This is a genomic window from Mesorhizobium sp. B2-4-7 (assembly GCF_006442685.1).
Lineage (GTDB): Bacteria > Pseudomonadota > Alphaproteobacteria > Rhizobiales > Rhizobiaceae > Mesorhizobium.
In genome coordinates this window covers 156,301-173,136 of the sequence record NZ_VFVH01000012.1, presented here as the reverse complement: position 1 = coordinate 173,136, position 16,836 = coordinate 156,301, and the positions used below count along the sequence as shown (strand labels likewise).

Sequence of the window (16,836 nt, the reverse complement as noted above, 5' to 3'; positions counted from 1 at the left end):
ACTTCCACACGAGAGGGGAGCCGGCAGCAAGCATGAGTTCATCCGTCGAATCAGATAGCGGCCTTCGCCGCAGGAACGCATATTGACAGGTTAATTTCACTGTCCTGCGATTCCACTTCGATTCGCTCGACAAATTTCTTCAAATTAGATACAGAAACGCCTTCTTTAAGAAGTCTAGCTTTGTATTTTCTAATAAAAGACAGAAATGTCGCACGCGGCGCCGCGTATGGATGCCTAAGGATAATTTCTATATCCTTTTTAAGCTCAGTTCCGATATTTCCATAAAGAAGATACTTCTTTAATAGTTGGCTCTCGTTCAACCCTGACAAAAACTCATACTCACGCAACCTTTCGCGTAAGTAATTCATCGAAAATAAGGTTCTAGCTCTCGGTTCGGCAGAAAGAAGGTTGAGCGAGGCTTTAACTACGGTATCGATTCGACCGCCTTTCAACGGATACCTTGCAGAAAATCTCCTTAACTCTCTATCGAATGCACCTATATTTTTCTTCGAGACAGCACTAAGTAATGAAAGAGCCCTATACTCTTTGAACTCACGCTTTGAAAAATGCCTTGTCTTAGAGGCATTAAAATTTAGACCCAAGTTTAGTAAGAACCTAGATGCTTGATGCATGGTAGCTTCAAGGTGAATCCTTGACTTTCCGAACAGGACTATGTCGTCAGCCCACCTTAGATATAATATTCCTTCACTTTTACAATATTCAATAAACTTTCTGTCGAATTCATTCAGATAAAAATTTGAAACAATTCTAGACGCGTCTGAAATTATTTCCTGAGGTATTCCCTTTGATGAGGGGCTGTACCCCTTTATACGCCTGTCCCAATAATTTAAAAAATACCCAAGCAGAGAGACAATCTCGTCGTTTCCAGGAACCTTGCTTCTGATGTTATTTATCAGGCGACCTATGTCGATCGTGTCATAAAAGTTAGCAACATCAGACACAAGAACGTAATTTCCAACAGTAGAATCGTTACAAGTCTCAATGAGAAGATCGGTAAACTGAGACCAATCCTTGAACCAAGCTCTCCTAGAAAAGGTGTCGCGAAAATAAGGATCGATTACGTCATCTTCTTTCTCCGGGTCCCTTACCTTCTTGGCCAATTTCGGAACGGACCGGTATGCGCCATACACTCCCTCGAAATCCTCAATGAGGTACTCTTGGAGGGCGAGCACAATTAAGTAATATACAGTCATATCTTCAGCTGTCAGAATCGGGACAAACCGGGTACAGCCAGCAGATTTCAGATAACCAAGGTAGCCATGCCCTATTGATGGAATGTACTTATGTTGCTTAATATCTGATTTTAGTTGGTCGATCGATGCAACAATTTCTTTTAGTTCTTTTGCGCCGATGATTGGAACGATACTCTCACTAAGTTTTTTCCAAATTGGGCGAGCATTTTTGGTAGTGATTATTGCGTCAAAAGCACTCATACTTGTCCTGAGCAATTGAAAGGCATTTTGGCACCGTCACGGACAAAAACCGCAGCTGACTGGCGTGAGGTACCGGCAAAGGTGTTACGATTCAACTGAGACGTCAGGTCTCAACATTAATAGCAATTGGCTTCGACGCCTTAGCTTTCGCTCTTTCCAATTTGCTCGCGGCTTTTCGCATCCTAGCGACCGCTTCCTTCGCCTTGTCGCCTTCGATCGTGTCCCGCTTGATCACCTCATTTTCGACCAACTGCGATAGGTTCTCGTTACCGACTTTGAGGTCTGGAAAGAGCTTCCGGATTTCGCGACGTACCACCGAAATTACTGCTTCGGACCGGATGACCGCCGAAACCGTAAACTTGTTGAACAACTGGGCCTGCTGATGGAAGGCATCCATCGCATCGGTGGTCAGCCCTTCCTTGGCATATAGGAAGAGGCATTGCAGATGATCCTCATTCTTGGGATTCATGTCGGCAAGTACGATGCGGCAAACTTCTTCGTGGCTGATCTGGTTTGCTACGTAGATGCGGACCAGCCGCCATTCGACCGCATTGGTCAGGATCACCCAGTGAATGCCTTGGTGAGCCCCATAGTCAATAACCTGCCTCAGGTGATTCTCGGCCAAGCTGCTGCCTGCTGATTTCACTTCGACAAGCAATCGCAGTTTCCCTGCGATCTTGATCGCGAGATCACAATATGTGGCCTTAATCTGATGTTCCGATGTCAGTTCATCATATTTATCATAGCCAAAGACATCAGCCAGGATGTCTTTGACTAAGGTAACTGTGTCGGCTTCCGCGACATCCGATTTTTGCTGAGCGAGCGTGATCCGCTGATACTTCTTGAGATTCAACGGAACCCGTTCGACGAATTTTTTCGGTAATTTGTTCAATGACTCGCCCTCCCTATCCCCGAAGTGAGTTGAGGACGAGTTTACTTGAAAGACAAGTAAAAACTTGCGCTAAGGATTCCCGCCCTTGGCGGGCTCAGAGCATTCGAAACTCGAACCGCCAAACAATCAGCTTTCGTCCGCTACCCGCGTGCTTCTCACCCCTCACCCCACCGCCACGCACTCAATCTCAATATCAAACTCCATCGGCCAGGACGCAACCGGCACGAAACTCCGCGCCGGCGGGTTCACGCTGAAGTACTTCGCATAGACCCGGTTGATCGCGTTGTAGAAGCCGGAATTGACGGCGTAGATGCGCACCATCACCACATTTTCGAGCGAGGTGCCGGCCGCCTCCAGGCAGTGCTTCAGCGCCTTGAGCGATGCCTCGGTCTGCGTCTCGATGTCGCCGCGCACCATCTCGCCGGTCACCATGTCCACCGGCGGGGTCGCCGAGATGAACACGAAGCCGTTGGCCTTGACCGCTGTCGAACAGGGCAGGCCGAGCGCCCGCACCTTGGCCGACATGACGGGCACTTCGATGAGTTCTTTCTTCATGGTGGTGCTCCCTGGGTTTGGGGGAGCTTATAGTGCCGGCCGGGGAACGCCAGCGCCGACCCGCAGTCCAGAGCCGGAACTCGTCCCTCGCCTGCGAAATCTCGTCGGGCGCTCCCCCTCTCCGTCCCGGCTTCGCCGGGCCACCTCTCCCCCATTTCATGGGGGCGAGGAAAAGCCAATCACTGAGGTCGCGACACCGGAACGCTTGGGTTCCTCGCCCCCACAAGGTGGGGGAGAGGTGGCCCGGCGAAGCCGGGACGGAGGGGGGCTGGCGCCGACGCGTTGTCCAGCCTTCACCCTTGCCCCGGATAAGGCGTGCCGTCCTTGTGCAGGAAGCGTCCATCCGAACTCGGACTAATCATGTCGATGTCGGAGCAGGTGATGACATCGTCCGGGTTCCGCGATCCGACCTCAAGGTAGCGCGCCGTCGTGGATGACCGGTTGATGAGATGGTGGCCGTTGCCGCTGTTCTTGGCGAAGGTGGCACAGTCGCCGGGCTTGAGCAGCGTCTCGCCGCCATCCTCGACCAGCGTCAGCTCGCCTTCCAAAACATAGACGAACTCGTCCTCGTGGCTGTGCCAGTGGCGCTGGCTGGACCAGCCGCCGGGCGGCAGCGTCATCAGGTTGACGCCGAAATCGGTGAGCCCGCCGGCATCGCCAAGCCGGCGGCGCGTGCGATCGACGCAAGGGGCATCGAAGGGCGCGGGGTAGCCCGAGCCCTTGCGGATGGGCAGGGATGCGAGGCCGAGTTTGGGCATGGGTGCTCTCGGGGTGGTGGTGCGGCAGTGTAGTGCCACGCATGCCTGGGAAGAACCCTGTTGCGATATGTGAGCCGTCGCGCCCTACGGCGCCCCCCTCTGTCCTGCCGGACATCTCCCCCTCAAGGGGGGAGATTGGCAGCTTCGGCCCCGGCGCTCTTTCTGCCCACGCCGAAAATTTGGCGAAAGCATTCGCAACAGCCAATCTCCCCCCTTGAGGGGGAGATGTCCTGCAGGACAAAGGGGGGCGCCGTAGAATGCTATCGTCTGCCGTTCAGCTCCTGTCGAAACACCCTCACCCCTGATGCGCCGCGCCCAGTTCCTTCACATGCTTCTCGTGCATCTTCAGCGTCGGCAGCGTCTTCTTGGCGAATTCCTTCATCGCCGGATCATCGCCCGATTGGGCGTAGGTGCTGAAGAGCGCGACGGCGTCCTTGTGAGCTGCTGTCTGCATCATGATGTATTTGGTGTCGAAGTCCTTGCCGCTGGCGGCCTTGAGTTCGTCGAGCTGGCCCTGTTCTTTCGGCTGAAGCGCCGGGCCGGCCGGCTTGGTCGAGGCGGTGGTCTGGCCCTGCGCGAGCGCCGCCTTGAAGTCCTCGCCGGCCTTGGTGTGGTCCTTGATCATCTGTTTGGCGAAGGCCTTGACGTCGGCCGACGCCGATTTCTGCTCGGCGAGCTTGCTCGACTGGATCTCGAACTCGTTGGCGCCGGGCACCGTCTTGATGAAGGTCTGCGTGTCGACCTTGCTGTCGGCCGCCAACGGCGTCGTTTGGGCGGTGGATTGGGCAAGCGCGGCGGGCGCGGCGGCGAGCAAGGCCGCGGCGGTCATGGTCAGAAGCGTTTTCATCTGCAATCTCCGGTCGGAATGGTTCCCTCGGGATTCCAACGCCGCAGATGAGCGGAAGTTGCGCCGGGCGCCTTGCCGTCAATGGCAGCATGCCTCGCCATATTGCAGCTGCTCGTGCCAGTTCGGCCGGCCCTCCGGGGTGAAATCCATCAGGTTCCACAGGATCTCGCAGGTGCCGATGGCGCGCGGGTCCTGGCCGGGCTCCGGCGGGGCGAAGCCGAGTTCGGACGACCAAAAATGCCTGATGCCGTCACCGTCGCGATGAAACACCGACAAAAGCGGGATCTGCGCGCCGCCGGCATCCTCGGCATTGTAGTCGCGCTTGAAGCTGTTGGGGGCCGACGACACCAGCCGCATGTTCTGCCAGCCACGGTCGCGGCCGAGCGTGACGAGGTTTTCGAGCGCGGTTTTCGCCACCACGGCGAAGTTGAAGCCGGCCGCCTGAAGATGGCCGACGGCGCCGTCGAACTGGTCGAGCAGCGCCGTGCAGGATGGGCATGGCTGGTCCGGCCGCGCCAGCTTCGCCGTGCCGCCCGTCATTGCCACGTCGCGCGTCTCCTGCGGATGGCGCGGAAACATCATCTGGTAGAGGATCAGCGTGTCCTTGCCGGGTGCGAACAGTTGCGACAGCTTTATCTCGGCCGCCCTGCCCTCGGCATCCAGCCCCTCGAACACGTAATCCTGTGGCACCAGCCCGCCCGGCGGCAACGCGCGGCGCGCCACGGCCACATCCTCCATGGCGCGGCGCAGCGCGATTTCCTTCTTCAGCAGCTTTTCGCGGGCGGCGCGGTATCTGGCGGATTCGTTGGGGAAGGTGATCATGATCGGCTCCTTGGGTCACAGCGCCGGCGTCCCGGCGCGGTTGCTCTAGACCTAAGGACGCGCCGCTGCGGCCGGTTCCGACATTTTCTCCTCACCCCTTCACGCCCCCGGCTGTCAGGCCCGAGACGATCTTGCGCTGGAAGATCAGCACCAGCAGCACCAGCGGCACGGTGACGATCACCGATGCGGCCATGATGTTGCCCCATGGAATCTCGAACTGCGAATTGCCCGACAGCAGCGCGATCGCCACCGGCACGGTCCGCTGCGCGTTGTTGGAGGTGAATGTCAGCGCAAACAGGAACTCGTTCCACGCGCTGATGAACGCCAAAAGCCCGGTGGTCGCCAGCGCCGGCCACATCAACGGCAGGAAGATGCGCGTGATGATGATCCACGGCGTCGCGCCGTCAAGGATCGCCGCCTCCTCGACCTCGACCGGCAGGTCGCGCACGAAGGCGGTCAGCACCCAGACGGTGAACGGCAAGGTGAAGATCATGTAGGAGAAGATCAGCGCGACAAGCGAATTGTAGAGGCCGAACATCCGCACCAGTTCGAACAGCCCGGCCAGCACCGCCACCTGCGGAAACATCGACACCGACAGGATGGTAAGCATCAGCGCCGAGCGGCCGCGGAAGCGCACGCGCGCCAGCGCGTAAGCCGCAGTGACACCGAGCAACAGCGAGAGCGCAACGACCGCGCCGGAGACCACCAGCGAGTTGATGAGATTGCGCACGAAAGCGCCTTCTGTCAGCACATTCCTGTAATTTCCGAGGCTGAACGTCTTCGGCCAGAGATCGGCCTGGAACAGTTCGGTCCCCGATTTCAGGCTGGTGACGATGGCGTAATAGAAGGGGAATACCGCGACCAGCACGATGACCGCGACCAGCAGGTAGAAAGCCGTCCGCTTCAGGATCCACATCTCAGCGGCCCCCCTCGAGGCTGATCCGGCCGATCCGGATATAGGCCATGGTGAGAAGGGCAAGAATGAGGAACAGCAGCGTCGAGGCGGCCGAGCCGTAGGCGAATTTGTCGAACTCGAACAGGTTCTCGCGGGTGAACACCGACATCGACTTGGTGTGCACGTTGTTGGGCGTCAGCACATAGATGAGGTCGAAGATGCGCAGCGCGTCGAGCGCGCGGAAGATCACCGCCACCATCACCGCAGGCCGGATCAGCGGCAAGGTCACCCGCCAGAATATCTGCCACGGATTGGCGCCGTCGAGCCTGGCGACCTCGATGATCTCGCGCGGCAGCATCTGCAGCGCGGCAAGGATGAGCAGCGCCATGAACGGCGTCGTCTTCCAGATGTCGACGACCAGCACGGCCGCCATCGCCGTGTCGGCGTTGGCCGTCCAGGCGATCTTGGTGTCGATCAGGCCGAGATTGAGCAGAACCACATTGATGATGCCGAACTGGTCGTTGAGCATCCACTGCCACATCTTGGCCGAGACGATGGTCGGGATCGCCCAGGGGATGAGGATCGCCGCCCTGACGATGCCGCGGCCCGGGAATTCGGCATTGAGCACCAGCGCGACGACCATGCCGAGGATCGTCTCGCAAGTCACCGAAATCACCGCGAAGCGCACCGTGTTCCAGACGGCGCTCCACCAGACCGGATCGGCCAGCACGCCATCATAGAGCACCCGGCCGCTCGGCATGCGCAGCACCGAGAAGTAATTGGCTAAACCTGCCCACTGGCGGGCGTCGAGATCGGCCAGCGAAGCGTCGGTGAAACTGAAATAGACCGTGCGGGCGAGCGGCCAGCCGGCAGCGGCGGCGAGCACCAGGAGCATCGGCGCCAGGAACAGCCAGGCCGAACGCACGCGCTGTCGCATCAGCCGCGAGCGCGGGCGGTGGGTCGCCACGGCTTCAGGCATCGGCTCCGCTTCTTTCATCCCTCCTGCTGGGCGGGACATGGAGGCGCGTTGTGGCGTCACCAGCCACGCCCCTTCAGCCTTGTCAGCATGGCTTCGAGGTCGGCCAGATTGTCGCCGGCGGTGCCATCGCCCGACAGCGTCTTGTGGACGGCGTTCCAGAACTGGCTCGACGCCTCGTTGTACTTGATCTTGGCCGCGGCCGAGGGACGCGGCACCGCATTGAGGAATATCTGCTTCCAGCGCGGGACGATCGGCTGTTGCCTGGCGATGTCGGCATCGTCATAGAGCGCCTGGATGGTCGGCAGGCTGGAGTTCCTCAGCGCGCGGTATTTCTGCATCGCGGGCGAGGCGATGAATTTGACGAGCCCGATCGCCGCGTCCGGGTGCTTGGAATATTTGGACACGGCAAGATTCCAGCCACCCAGCACCGCCGCCGGACGCGCGCCTTCGCCGGTGCCGGCCGGCAGCGGCGCGACGTCGAACTTGCCCTTGATCGGCGAGCCTTCGGAATTGCCGAGCGCATAGGCGTAGGGCCAGTTGCGCATGAAGACCGCATTGCCGGTCTGCCACACGCCGCGCGATTCCTCTTCCTGATAGGCGAGCACACCGGGTGGCGCGATGGTCCCGATCCAGCTTTTGGCCATGTCGAGCGCGGCGGCCGCTTTTGGATTGTTGATCGAGATGGTGCCGTCCGGCTCGATGATCTGGCCGCCGCCATTCGACATCACCCATTCGAGCGCGTCGCAGGTCAGCCCCTCATAGGCATTGCCCTGGAAGACGAAGCCCCAGATGTCTTTGTTGCCGGCCGCCCGCTCCTTGTCCATGACCAGCCTGGCGGTGTCGGCCAGCTCCTTCCAAGTGGCAGGCACCTGGGCGCCGTATTTGTCGAGCAGGTCCTTGCGGTAATAGAGCGCCGGCGCATCGGTGAAGATCGGCAGCGCCACCAGCCTCCCGTTGACGGTCTGCGACTGGATGATCGAGGGGAAATGGGCGCCGACGACATCCTTGGTCGCCGCAGTCAGGTCGACGAGCTGGCTGGCGAGCTGCGGCGCCCAGATCACATCGGTCTGGTAGACGTCGACATCGCTGTTGCCGACGGCAAGCCATAGCCGGTACTGGCCGAACTGGTCGGTCCCGGATGCCGGCATGACGACGATGCTGACCTTGTTGCCGCTGGCCTTCTCATAGCGGTCGAGGATTTCACGCAGCACCTTGATGCCGATGCCGGTATCGCCCGAGACGATCGACAATTCGACGGCCTGCGCAGGGACGGTCGCAATCATCGCGGCAGCGACCAACGCGGCAAATGCGTGCAAGAGCCTCATGGCGGCGGAGGATCTCCTTTCGGAACAGCGACGCAAGCCTTCCAGGCGTCGGAAGCTCGTCGGACCCCTCCACCACTCATTGAATGCGAAGCGGCGCTCTGGGTTCCCGAGCGATGCCCGCGAGCGGCGGTGGGCCGGGCCGCGGCTTCAGCCTTCCCAGGCGACAGGGCTCATCCCAAGCCGCTGATAGAGCCTGACAGCGGCGGCGTTTTCCACCGTGTTGGTCTTGAGGTCGACATGGTCTGCGCCGCGTTCGCGAAAGACGGCGAAGGCGTGCCACATCAGCGCCTCGCCGATGCCCCTGCCGCGCGCCTGCGGATGCACGGCGAGATCCCTGACGAAGGCGCTCGTCCAGCACAGCGCCGCCGCCACCAGCAGGCCCTTGGTGTCGATGACGAGGAAACAGAGCGCAGGGTCGAATTCGGGGTCGCCTGAGATGCGTGGCCACCATTCGTCGAACGGGCCGTCGGCGCCATCATCGAACACCTCGCTCAGCAGCGCATGCAAGGCCGGCGCATCGCCGTGCTCGAGGGTGCGCATGACAAAGCCATCCGGCCAGTGCGCGGGAACCAGCGTCTCGTCGAGGATCTTGCGCAGCCGGATGTCGTTCGGAGCCGGCGGGCGCGGTTCGGGCATTTCGCTCAGGCGTCGGGCAGCAGGCGGCGCCGCTTGCGGTCGACGCCGAGGCCGGTCGCCTCGAGCAGGCCCTTGCGCTTGGCGTCGAAATAGTAGCCGGTCTGGTAGAGCCAGTCGGCGCGCTTGGCGTTGCCGTCCGACACCAGCCAGGCGCCACGCAGGTATTTGACGGCGTATTTCAGGTTGGTTTCGGCATCGAACAGGCCCCTGGCCGGTCCGTCATAGCCCATGCCGCGCGCCGTCGCGTGCTTGATCTGCATCAGCCCCCAATGGCCGTTGTTGTAGGCTTTGGGATTGAAGGTGCTTTCGCGGTTGACGACATGGCGCACAAGGTCGACCGGCACCTGATAAAACGCGGCGTATTTTACGATCAGCCGGTCGATATCGCCGCGCACGCCGGTCGCATGCTCTTCCTGCACCGGAGCGGCAGGAAACTGGACGAGGGCAGCCGGATTCTGCGGCACAACATAGGCCGCCTGCTGCACGCCGGGCATGGCTTTCTGATCGTTCCTGGCGATCGCCGGCACGATGAGCCCGGCGGTGGCGTAGGTGGCTGCCGCCTTGATTGGTGCGCCGGCGCCAGCCGGCGGCGGCGCCTGCCAGGCATTGGCGGTCATCACCGCCGGCACGGCCGGTGCGGTTGGGGTCGCTCCGGCAAAGGCCGCGGTTGCCGCGGCCGCCTGTGTGGTCGGGCCGGCGGACAACTCAGCGGTTTGAACGGGCGTAATCCCCGACGATTCCGGCAGCACCGAAACCGTCTCCGGCAACGGTATGGTGAAGCCGGCATCGGTGCCGGCGACGGTCGCTGTTTCGGTCAGGGAAGACGCGGATTTCATCTGCGATGTCGACGTGCAACCGCTGACGCAGGCCATGGCCGCGATCACGCCGAGCGCGATAAGGGTTTGTTTTGCTGGCAAGCCGCGTTCGGGTCCGGTTCGTCGGATGTTAAGAAATCCCTTACACCAGCGATTCCTGGCGAGCAATCGGGGCGCTCAGGTGGTTTTCGGGTGGCGAGACTCGGGCCGAAATGCCATATTGTTCCTGATATGTACCGGCATGAATGCCGGTTTCTGGCCATTTTGCGAAAGGAGCACGCCATGCAAACGCCGTCGCAGATCACAGCCGGCCACGCAGTGTTAGAAACAGTGATCGGCTTCATGGGGATTGCCTGGAGCGAAAAGGGCCTGATCCGGCTCTGCCTGCCCGAACGCAGCCGCGAGGCGGTCGAGCGGCGGCTGATGCGCCACGCCGGCGTTTCGGCCGCTACCGTGCAGCCGCCGTGGGTGGTCGAGCTGATCGCCTCGATCAAGGCCTATGCGGCGGGCGAGGATATCGATTTCTCCGGCGTGCCGGTCGATCTCGACGGCATCGACGATTTCCGCCTCGCCATCTATGGCGCGGCGCGAAAGCTAGCCTATGGCGAAACCACCACCTATGGAGAACTGGCCAAGCGCGCCGGCCATGCCGGCCTGCCGCGCGAAACCGGTGCCGCGCTTGGCGCCAATCCGGTGCCGCTGGTCATTCCCTGCCACCGTATCCTCGCGGCCGGCGGCAAGATCGGCGCCTTTTCGGCGCCCGGCGGTTCGACCACCAAGGAAAAGATGCTGGCCATGGAAGGCGTGCGCGTCGGCCCGCCGCCGCCCGCGCAGGTCTCATTCGGATTTTGAAGCGATAGCGGCCGCGCCGAGCGACTACCTAGTCGCTGTGAAAGAAACGCCGGCGGAAACGCCGGTCGTTGTCCGGTCGCTTGCAATTGTAGACCGGGCAGGATTTCGTATCGGCGCTCGGCACATAGGCGCGTGTCCTCACCTCGCCCATGGTGCAGAATTGCTGGCTCTGCACATAGCGGTCGTAGAGTGGCAGTCCCGGTACCCGCCTCGACTGGTAACGCAGGATGACGGCGCCCTGCCGCGCGATCGTCGCCTGCACGCGGCCACACCCCATCCGCGTCGGATCGTAGCGCGAGATCGCCTGCGCCTCGGCGGCAATCAGCGTCAGGCATGCTGCCAGCAGAATGGTCTTCATGGTCCTCTCCCCTGATGCGCGGCCCACGGACAGCGCCATCTGACGCAACGGTTTCACCGGATTGGGGCGGCCGTTGGGCGGTCCCTCGATCACGGCTTTCTCACGCAGTCTTGTATTTCGTGCGAAAGCAGCCTATATCAGCCCCATTGATATTTCGGCCGATCGATCCGGGCCTCGCGATCTTCGCGTTTGCTGACGTCTATCTCCAAAATCTCGATGCACACCGGCTGGACCTCGGTTCGGTCAAACCAAAGCAAATGTGAAGGACTATTTTTATGGCAACTGGAACGGTCAAGTGGTTCAACGCCACCAAGGGCTTCGGCTTCATCCAGCCTGACGCGGGCGGCGCGGACGTTTTCGTCCACATCTCCGCTGTCGAGCGCGCTGGGCTGTCGACCCTGGTCGAAGGCCAGAAGATCAACTTCGAGATCGAGCAGGACCGCCGCACTGGCAAGTCGTCCGCTGGATCTCTGAGCAAGGCAGCCTGATTTTGAAAATGGCGCGCGCCGGGCGACAGCCCGGGGCGCGCGGCAAGTCACGGATGTACTGACGGTCGCGCGAGAAGCGCGCCGGAGCGGAAAGACCCGACAAGCCGGATCAGCAGATAGCTGCCAGCCCGGACCGGACGCTCCCGATCAGGCTACCGAAATGGGAAGGCGGGCATTGTCCCGCCTTTTTATTTGCCTGGATTCCAGGCATGTAAAGCCGAACCTGGAGTCCCACCTGTGGTACCACTAGAGTGGTATTATCCGGCCATGACCAAGCTTGAGCAAATCGAAAAGTCCATCACCGAACTGAGCCCCGAGGAGCTGAAGGCGTTTGCCGCATGGTTCGAGGCGCTCCAGGCGGACCTGTGGGATCGGCAGATCGAGACCGACGTGAGGGCGGGGCGATTGGACAAGCTTGCCGAACAGGCATTGGCTGACCATCGCGCCGGCCGGACTCGCCCTCTGTGAATCACGGCGCCTCTCCATCATTCTGGAAGGCTTATGAAAAACTGTCATCGTCGATCAAAGCAAAGGCGGACAGGGAGTTTTCTCAGACTGCGTTCCGATCCTTTTCATCCCTCCTTACATTTCAAGCAGGTCGGTTGCTATTGGTCGGCGCGGGTCGACGAAACTACCGGCTGTTGCCATACGCAACAATGAAGATGTGATCTGGTTCTGGATCGGCACCCTATGCCGACTACGACCATCTGTTGAAATAGCTCCCGCGCAGCTTCCCGGACGATGGGCGGCCGGGCCTCGCGCCTGTTGACGCGTGCCCCGCCCCCAAAGAGCCGCGAGGCGGCGACGAGGTTGAGGATAAAGCTACCCCACCCACTCCATCGGCACATGCCCCGGATCCGCTTCCACTCGTTTCAGCCACGCAGCCACCGCCGGGTAGGCGTCGAGCTGGAAGCCGCCCTGCTCCGCCGTATGCGTATAAGCGTAGAGCGCGATGTCGGCGACGCTGTAGGCGCTTCCGGCGAAGAACGCGTTGTTCTCCAGGTATTTATTCATGACACCGAGCGCCTTGTTGCCGCGCTCCAGTGTCACCGCCAGCCGCTCCGGCGTCGCGTCCTTGGCCCTTTCGGGAAAGGTCAGCAGCGCCTTGCGCACGGCGATATAGGGCTCGTGGCTGTACTGTTCGAAGAACAGCCATTGATAGGCGAGCCCGCGCTCATACTTGTCCGCGGGCAGGAAGCGCGTGCCCTCCGCGAGGTAGAGCAGGATGGCGTTGGATTCAGCGATCCGCTTTCCGTCGTCGAGTTCCAGCAGCGGCACCATGGCATTCGGATTCTTGGCGACGAAATCCGCTTTTCGCGTATCGCCCGTGTGCGAACTCACCTCGACAGTGGTGAAAGGGAGGCCGAGCTTGGCCATCAGCAGGCGCGGCTTGTAGCAGTTGCCGCTGTCGATCATGCTGTAAAGTATCATCGCTGGTCCCCCGAGCGCTGCCATGTGCAGACGCGATTATCGTAGCCGCGCCGTCCTCACCAATGATTAGTTTTGGCGCGACGATCAGCGCCGCTGATGTGTAGCACACGGCGCTACCCGAACAGCGGCACCACCTTGCTGTCCCTGCCCAGCAGCGCGTCGATGGCGAGCGGTCGCTCGTCGAAGATCACCCCGGCCAGCGCCGGCCGGGCGAGTAGAAAACCTTGCAGCAGGTCGACGCCGCCATCGAGCGCGACGCGCAGATGGGTGGGCTGTTCGATGCCCTCGACCAGGACCTTGGCGCCGCGGTCGTGCAGGCTGGAGACCAGCGGGCGGAAGAACCGCTCGGCGGCGGCGTGGCGGCAGAATTGCGCGAACCAGCCACCGTCGATCTTGACGATATCGGGCTTGAGCAGGCTGACCCGCTCCTCGGTCGAGTGGCCGGTGCCGAAATCGTCGATGGCGATGCGGATGCCGTCGCGGCGCATCTCGCGCACCAGCCTGGCCAGCAGCGTGTCGTCGGCCGCCTGTTCGGTGATTTCGCAGACCAGCATGCCGGGGGCCAGGCCGAGCTCGCCGAGATGCCTGCTCATCAGCCGGATTTCGGCCAAGGCCCGGCCCCGATGGGCGTTGACCAATGGATTGTAGTTGAAGAACAGATCGAGCCCGTCGACGCCGATGTTGCGGAAGTTCCTGAGATGCAGCACGCGGCACATGGTTTCGACGAACAGCCGGTCCTCGGCCGCGACGCCTTCGAAGAACGCCCGTGCGGCGCCCGGCCGGCCGGCGCGATGCGGCTCTATCAGGCCCTCGACCGCGATTGCGTGCAGGAAGCGGCCGCGCGGCGCGAAGATCGGCTGGTAGGCGCTGCGCAGGCGGAAGTCGCCATAAACGCCATATTCGATACCGACCTCGTCCACGAAGATCGCATCGCCGACATCGCGCCGCCGTTCGGGCCTCATCGTGTGCCCCTGCGCCCAAAGGCTTTCGCCGCCCGCGCGGTATGCGGCGCGGCTGCCGGGACGGAAGATGCACTGTCGGCGGCAGGCGATGGCCCGTCCTCGCCGAAGACGCGGAAGCTGGTCGGCGCCAGTTCCGGCCGTGCCAGCACGAAACCCTGGACCATCGAAGCCCCGGATTTCTCGGCCAGCTCCAGCTGCCAGCCTTCCTCGATGCCCTCGAACACGGTGCGGATGCCTTGTGCCTCGAAGCTTTTCACCATGGACGTCAGCAGCGCGAAGCCGGCGCCGGACTCCATCAACTGCGTGATCCAGTGGGCATCGAACTTGACGATGTCGGGTTTCAACTCCTTGATGCGGTTGATGTCGGAATCGTCGGCGCCATAGTCATCGACGGCAATGCGAAAGCCGTTGCCCTTCAACGCCGCGACGAAACCGTGCAGGGTCTCCTGCGAGGCTGGACGCTGCTCGGTCACCTCGCACACGACACGGCCCGGATCGATGCCGGCCTCGTGCAGCACCAGGCGCATTTCGCGCAAGGCATTGTCGGCAACGGCGCGCTCGGTGAACACCGACGGATCGAAATTGACAAAGATCGACGCTTCCTGCGGCAGGCAGGCGCCGGCATTCAGCAGATGCAGCGTCCTGGTCAGCGCCTCGACATGAAGCCGGTCGGCGGCCGGGCAGGTGCTGAAGAAGCTCATTGGCGATTGCGGTTCGCCGTCGCGGAACGGCCGGATCAAGCCCTCGAAGGCGGCAACCGACAGCTTGCCTTCCCTGAAGGCGAAGATCGGCTGGAAGGCGCTTTGCAACGTATAAATGCCCCAGACACCTGACGAGGTGCCGTCATCATGACGGATGATATGGGCAAGCCCGATGCTGCGCGACAAGGTTCCTCGCTCCGCGAACTGGCGCAATTGGGTTACGATCCTGCCACGCAAGCCTCTACCGCCCGTTAATGAACTTTCTGTTGCCGATCACGGCTCGTTGACCTCCTTGCGGCACTGGCCCAGCCGACAATGCTTGCACTCACGGGAATGATGCGACATGAGAAGCGCCGCGGCCGCTCCTGGCCGCGCTGATCCTTTCTGGAGAGAAAAAAGGTCATGGCCTTCCTTGCCGACACCCTTTCCCGCGTGAAGCCTTCCGCCACCATCGCAGTGACGCAGAAAGCCCGCGAGCTGAAAAATGCCGGCCGCGACGTCATTGGCTTGGGTGCCGGCGAACCGGATTTCGATACGCCCGACAACATCAAGAATGCGGCGATCGAGGCCATCCGCCGTGGTGAGACCAAATATCCGCCGGTGTCGGGCATCGCGCCGCTGCGCCAAGCGATCGCGAAGAAATTCAAGCGCGAGAACAATCTCGACTACAAGCCGGAGCAGACCATCGTCGGCACTGGCGGCAAGCAGATCCTGTTCAACGCCTTCATGGCGACGCTGAATCCCGGCGACGAGGTCATCATCCCACGCCCCTATTGGGTCAGCTATCCCGAGATGGTGGCGATCTGCGGCGGCACCTCGGTGTTTGCCGACACTTCGATCGACAACGGCTTCAAGCTGACGGCAGAAGTACTGGAAAAGGCCATCACGCCGCGCACAAAGTGGCTGCTGATGAACTCGCCGTCGAACCCGTCGGGTGCCGCCTACACCGAGGCCGAGCTTCGGTCGCTCGCCGACGTGCTGCTCAGGCATCCGCATGTCTGGACGCTGACCGACGACATGTACGAGCATCTGACCTACGGCGACTTCGTCTTCAAGACCATCGCCGAGGTCGAGCCGAAGCTCTATGAGCGCACGCTGACCATGAACGGCGTGTCGAAAGCCTATGCGATGACCGGCTGGCGCATTGGCTACGCCGCGGGTCCCGTCCAGCTGATCAAGGCGATGGACATGATCCAGGGCCAGCAGACGTCGGGCGCCTGCACCATCGCGCAATGGGCCTCGGTCGAAGCGCTGAACGGCCCGCAGGACTTCATCGCCAAGAACAAGGCGATCTTCCAGGGGCGCCGCGATCTCGTCGTCTCGATGCTCAACCAGGCGCGCGGCATCTCTTGTCCGTCGCCGGAAGGCGCCTTCTACGTCTATCCGTCCTGCGCCCAGCTGATCGGCAAGAAGACCAAGGCCGGCAAGGTGATCGACACTGACGAGGCCTTCTGCTCGGAGCTGCTCGAGGCCGAGGGCGTGGCGGTGGTATTCGGTTCGGCCTTCGGCCTCGGTCCGAACTTCCGCATCTCCTACGCCACGTCGGAGACGCTGCTGGAGGAGGCGTGCACGCGCATCCAGCGCTTTACGGCATCACTGACCTGATCGTGAAAACAAAACCCGGCCAAACGCCGGGTTTTTAGATCGGCTCGACACGGTACTCAGCCGCCATATTGGGCCGGCGTCACCGCTTCCAGCCAGTCGGCATGCACGCCCTCGAGCGCTTCCTGCATGGCTATATGCGTCATGGCCGTTTTCGGCCCGGCGCCATGCCAGTGCTTTTCGCCTGGCGCGAACGAGATGACGTCCCCTGCCCTGATCTCCTGGATGAGACCGCCCCAGGTCTGGGCGAGGCCGGCGCCCGACGTGACGTACAGCGTCTGGCCAAGCGGATGCGTGTGCCAGTGGGTCCGCGCGCCCGGTTCGAAGCTGACCAATGTCGCCCGCAGCCGTGCCGGAGCCTCCTTCTCGATGATCGGCGTCTGCAGCACCCGGCCGGTGAAGTACTTTTCCGGCGCGATGACGGTCGGCGTGCTGCCGCAAGCAATGATCTTCATCGTTCGATC

The 16,836-nt window shown here is 61.4% G+C and carries 20 protein-coding genes; 4 read left to right on the top strand and 16 right to left on the bottom strand.

The genetic code is table 11. The features are described from left to right. Window positions 1–50 precede the first annotated feature (50 nt). From FJ946_RS26650 to FJ946_RS26600, 11 genes are all read right to left on the bottom strand, one after another. Window positions 51–1,454, bottom strand: coding sequence for an RNA-directed DNA polymerase (locus FJ946_RS26650; RefSeq protein ID WP_140732290.1), 1,404 nt, complete (start codon window positions 1,452–1,454; stop codon window positions 51–53). 103 nt (window positions 1,455–1,557) lie between these two features. Continuing rightward, window positions 1,558–2,346 (bottom strand): type I restriction enzyme HsdR N-terminal domain-containing protein, encoded by a 789-nt coding sequence (locus tag FJ946_RS26645; RefSeq protein ID WP_140566970.1) that lies wholly within the window; start codon window positions 2,344–2,346, stop codon window positions 1,558–1,560. Window positions 2,347–2,508: 162 nt separating this feature from the next. After that, window positions 2,509–2,901, bottom strand: a complete 393-nt coding sequence (locus tag FJ946_RS26640; RefSeq protein ID WP_140516779.1) for a RidA family protein — start codon at window positions 2,899–2,901, stop codon at window positions 2,509–2,511. Window positions 2,902–3,194: 293 nt separating this feature from the next. Further along, window positions 3,195–3,659 carry a cupin domain-containing protein gene (locus FJ946_RS26635; RefSeq protein WP_140566972.1) on the bottom strand — a complete coding sequence of 155 codons (465 nt, stop codon included), beginning with the start codon at window positions 3,657–3,659 and terminating at the stop codon, window positions 3,195–3,197. A 295-nt stretch (window positions 3,660–3,954) separates the two neighbouring features. Then, entirely contained in the window at window positions 3,955–4,506 is a 552-nt protein-coding gene (locus FJ946_RS26630) for a DUF4142 domain-containing protein (RefSeq protein WP_140495937.1), read from the bottom strand. 78 nt (window positions 4,507–4,584) lie between these two features. Continuing rightward, window positions 4,585–5,328, bottom strand: coding sequence for a DUF899 family protein (locus FJ946_RS26625; RefSeq protein WP_140566975.1), 744 nt, complete (start codon window positions 5,326–5,328; stop codon window positions 4,585–4,587). Window positions 5,329–5,419: 91 nt separating this feature from the next. Continuing rightward, window positions 5,420–6,244, bottom strand: a complete 825-nt coding sequence (locus FJ946_RS26620; protein ID WP_140566977.1) for a carbohydrate ABC transporter permease — start codon at window positions 6,242–6,244, stop codon at window positions 5,420–5,422. A gap of 1 nt (window position 6,245) precedes the next feature. Next, window positions 6,246–7,202 (bottom strand): sugar ABC transporter permease, encoded by a 957-nt coding sequence (locus FJ946_RS26615; RefSeq protein WP_140566980.1) that lies wholly within the window; start codon window positions 7,200–7,202, stop codon window positions 6,246–6,248. A 56-nt stretch (window positions 7,203–7,258) separates the two neighbouring features. Then, window positions 7,259–8,527 (bottom strand): ABC transporter substrate-binding protein, encoded by a 1,269-nt coding sequence (locus FJ946_RS26610; RefSeq protein WP_140566983.1) that lies wholly within the window; start codon window positions 8,525–8,527, stop codon window positions 7,259–7,261. Between the two features lie 147 nt (window positions 8,528–8,674). Continuing rightward, window positions 8,675–9,163 (bottom strand): GNAT family N-acetyltransferase, encoded by a 489-nt coding sequence (locus tag FJ946_RS26605; RefSeq protein WP_140566986.1) that lies wholly within the window; start codon window positions 9,161–9,163, stop codon window positions 8,675–8,677. 5 nt (window positions 9,164–9,168) lie between these two features. Beyond that, window positions 9,169–10,080 carry a lytic transglycosylase domain-containing protein gene (locus FJ946_RS26600; protein WP_140495943.1) on the bottom strand — a complete coding sequence of 304 codons (912 nt, stop codon included), beginning with the start codon at window positions 10,078–10,080 and terminating at the stop codon, window positions 9,169–9,171. A gap of 180 nt (window positions 10,081–10,260) precedes the next feature. Between FJ946_RS26600 and FJ946_RS26595 the strand changes: the two genes are divergently transcribed. Beyond that, window positions 10,261–10,830 (top strand): methylated-DNA--[protein]-cysteine S-methyltransferase, encoded by a 570-nt coding sequence (locus FJ946_RS26595; protein WP_140566988.1) that lies wholly within the window; start codon window positions 10,261–10,263, stop codon window positions 10,828–10,830. 28 nt (window positions 10,831–10,858) lie between these two features. Here the strand turns inward: FJ946_RS26595 and FJ946_RS26590 are convergent, their stop codons facing one another. Continuing rightward, on the bottom strand, window positions 10,859–11,188 hold the full coding sequence (locus FJ946_RS26590; RefSeq protein ID WP_140566991.1) for a hypothetical protein: 330 nt from the start codon (window positions 11,186–11,188) through the stop codon (window positions 10,859–10,861). Between the two features lie 275 nt (window positions 11,189–11,463). Between FJ946_RS26590 and FJ946_RS26585 the strand changes: the two genes are divergently transcribed. Both FJ946_RS26585 and FJ946_RS26580 read left to right on the top strand, forming a co-directional pair. Then, window positions 11,464–11,676, top strand: coding sequence for a cold-shock protein (locus tag FJ946_RS26585; RefSeq protein ID WP_010910991.1), 213 nt, complete (start codon window positions 11,464–11,466; stop codon window positions 11,674–11,676). A gap of 267 nt (window positions 11,677–11,943) precedes the next feature. Further along, window positions 11,944–12,144 (top strand): iron-containing alcohol dehydrogenase, encoded by a 201-nt coding sequence (locus tag FJ946_RS26580; protein WP_140556015.1) that lies wholly within the window; start codon window positions 11,944–11,946, stop codon window positions 12,142–12,144. Between the two features lie 354 nt (window positions 12,145–12,498). Here FJ946_RS26580 and FJ946_RS26570 read toward each other — a convergent pair whose 3' ends face one another. The 3 genes from FJ946_RS26570 to FJ946_RS26560 all read right to left on the bottom strand — a co-directional run bounded on the left by FJ946_RS26570 (window position 12,499) and on the right by FJ946_RS26560 (window position 14,956). Next, the gene (locus tag FJ946_RS26570) at window positions 12,499–13,107 is read right to left on the bottom strand and encodes a glutathione S-transferase family protein (RefSeq protein ID WP_140524868.1); all 609 of its coding nucleotides are present in this window, start codon (window positions 13,105–13,107) and stop codon (window positions 12,499–12,501) included. A gap of 113 nt (window positions 13,108–13,220) precedes the next feature. Then, complete coding sequence (locus FJ946_RS26565) at window positions 13,221–14,069, bottom strand: EAL domain-containing protein (protein ID WP_140566993.1); 849 nt, start codon at window positions 14,067–14,069, stop codon at window positions 13,221–13,223. Further along, complete coding sequence (locus FJ946_RS26560) at window positions 14,066–14,956, bottom strand: EAL domain-containing protein (protein ID WP_140556021.1); 891 nt, start codon at window positions 14,954–14,956, stop codon at window positions 14,066–14,068. Before FJ946_RS26560 ends, FJ946_RS26565 begins: the two co-directional genes overlap by 4 nt. A 216-nt stretch (window positions 14,957–15,172) precedes the next feature. Here FJ946_RS26560 and FJ946_RS26555 point away from each other — a divergent pair, with 216 nt between their 5' ends. Beyond that, window positions 15,173–16,375: a pyridoxal phosphate-dependent aminotransferase gene (locus FJ946_RS26555; RefSeq protein ID WP_140566996.1), complete on the top strand. Its 1,203-nt coding sequence runs from the start codon at window positions 15,173–15,175 to the stop codon at window positions 16,373–16,375. Window positions 16,376–16,431: 56 nt separating this feature from the next. Here the strand turns inward: FJ946_RS26555 and FJ946_RS26550 are convergent, their stop codons facing one another. After that, window positions 16,432–16,827: a cupin domain-containing protein gene (locus FJ946_RS26550; protein WP_140495951.1), complete on the bottom strand. Its 396-nt coding sequence runs from the start codon at window positions 16,825–16,827 to the stop codon at window positions 16,432–16,434. Window positions 16,828–16,836: the final 9 nt, after the last annotated feature.

What these genes read in the sequence shown, in the direction of transcription:
- FJ946_RS26640 (WP_140516779.1), bottom strand. Translation starts at nt 2,901, where the DNA reads ATGAAGAAAGAACTCATCGAAGTGCCCGTCATGTCGGCCAAGGTGCGG.
- FJ946_RS26625 (WP_140566975.1), bottom strand. Translation starts at nt 5,328, where the DNA reads ATGATCACCTTCCCCAACGAATCCGCCAGATACCGCGCCGCCCGCGAA.
- FJ946_RS26630 (WP_140495937.1), bottom strand. Translation starts at nt 4,506, where the DNA reads ATGAAAACGCTTCTGACCATGACCGCCGCGGCCTTGCTCGCCGCCGCG.
- FJ946_RS26555 (WP_140566996.1), top strand. Translation starts at nt 15,173, where the DNA reads ATGGCCTTCCTTGCCGACACCCTTTCCCGCGTGAAGCCTTCCGCCACC.
- FJ946_RS26580 (WP_140556015.1), top strand. Translation starts at nt 11,944, where the DNA reads ATGACCAAGCTTGAGCAAATCGAAAAGTCCATCACCGAACTGAGCCCC.
- FJ946_RS26565 (WP_140566993.1), bottom strand. Translation starts at nt 14,069, where the DNA reads ATGAGGCCCGAACGGCGGCGCGATGTCGGCGATGCGATCTTCGTGGAC.
- FJ946_RS26615 (WP_140566980.1), bottom strand. Translation starts at nt 7,202, where the DNA reads ATGCCTGAAGCCGTGGCGACCCACCGCCCGCGCTCGCGGCTGATGCGA.
- FJ946_RS26595 (WP_140566988.1), top strand. Translation starts at nt 10,261, where the DNA reads ATGCAAACGCCGTCGCAGATCACAGCCGGCCACGCAGTGTTAGAAACA.
- FJ946_RS26550 (WP_140495951.1), bottom strand. Translation starts at nt 16,827, where the DNA reads ATGAAGATCATTGCTTGCGGCAGCACGCCGACCGTCATCGCGCCGGAA.
- FJ946_RS26610 (WP_140566983.1), bottom strand. Translation starts at nt 8,527, where the DNA reads ATGAGGCTCTTGCACGCATTTGCCGCGTTGGTCGCTGCCGCGATGATT.
- FJ946_RS26620 (WP_140566977.1), bottom strand. Translation starts at nt 6,244, where the DNA reads ATGTGGATCCTGAAGCGGACGGCTTTCTACCTGCTGGTCGCGGTCATC.
- FJ946_RS26585 (WP_010910991.1), top strand. Translation starts at nt 11,464, where the DNA reads ATGGCAACTGGAACGGTCAAGTGGTTCAACGCCACCAAGGGCTTCGGC.
- FJ946_RS26650 (WP_140732290.1), bottom strand. Translation starts at nt 1,454, where the DNA reads ATGAGTGCTTTTGACGCAATAATCACTACCAAAAATGCTCGCCCAATT.
- FJ946_RS26605 (WP_140566986.1), bottom strand. Translation starts at nt 9,163, where the DNA reads ATGCCCGAACCGCGCCCGCCGGCTCCGAACGACATCCGGCTGCGCAAG.
- FJ946_RS26635 (WP_140566972.1), bottom strand. Translation starts at nt 3,659, where the DNA reads ATGCCCAAACTCGGCCTCGCATCCCTGCCCATCCGCAAGGGCTCGGGC.
- FJ946_RS26590 (WP_140566991.1), bottom strand. Translation starts at nt 11,188, where the DNA reads ATGAAGACCATTCTGCTGGCAGCATGCCTGACGCTGATTGCCGCCGAG.
- FJ946_RS26570 (WP_140524868.1), bottom strand. Translation starts at nt 13,107, where the DNA reads ATGATACTTTACAGCATGATCGACAGCGGCAACTGCTACAAGCCGCGC.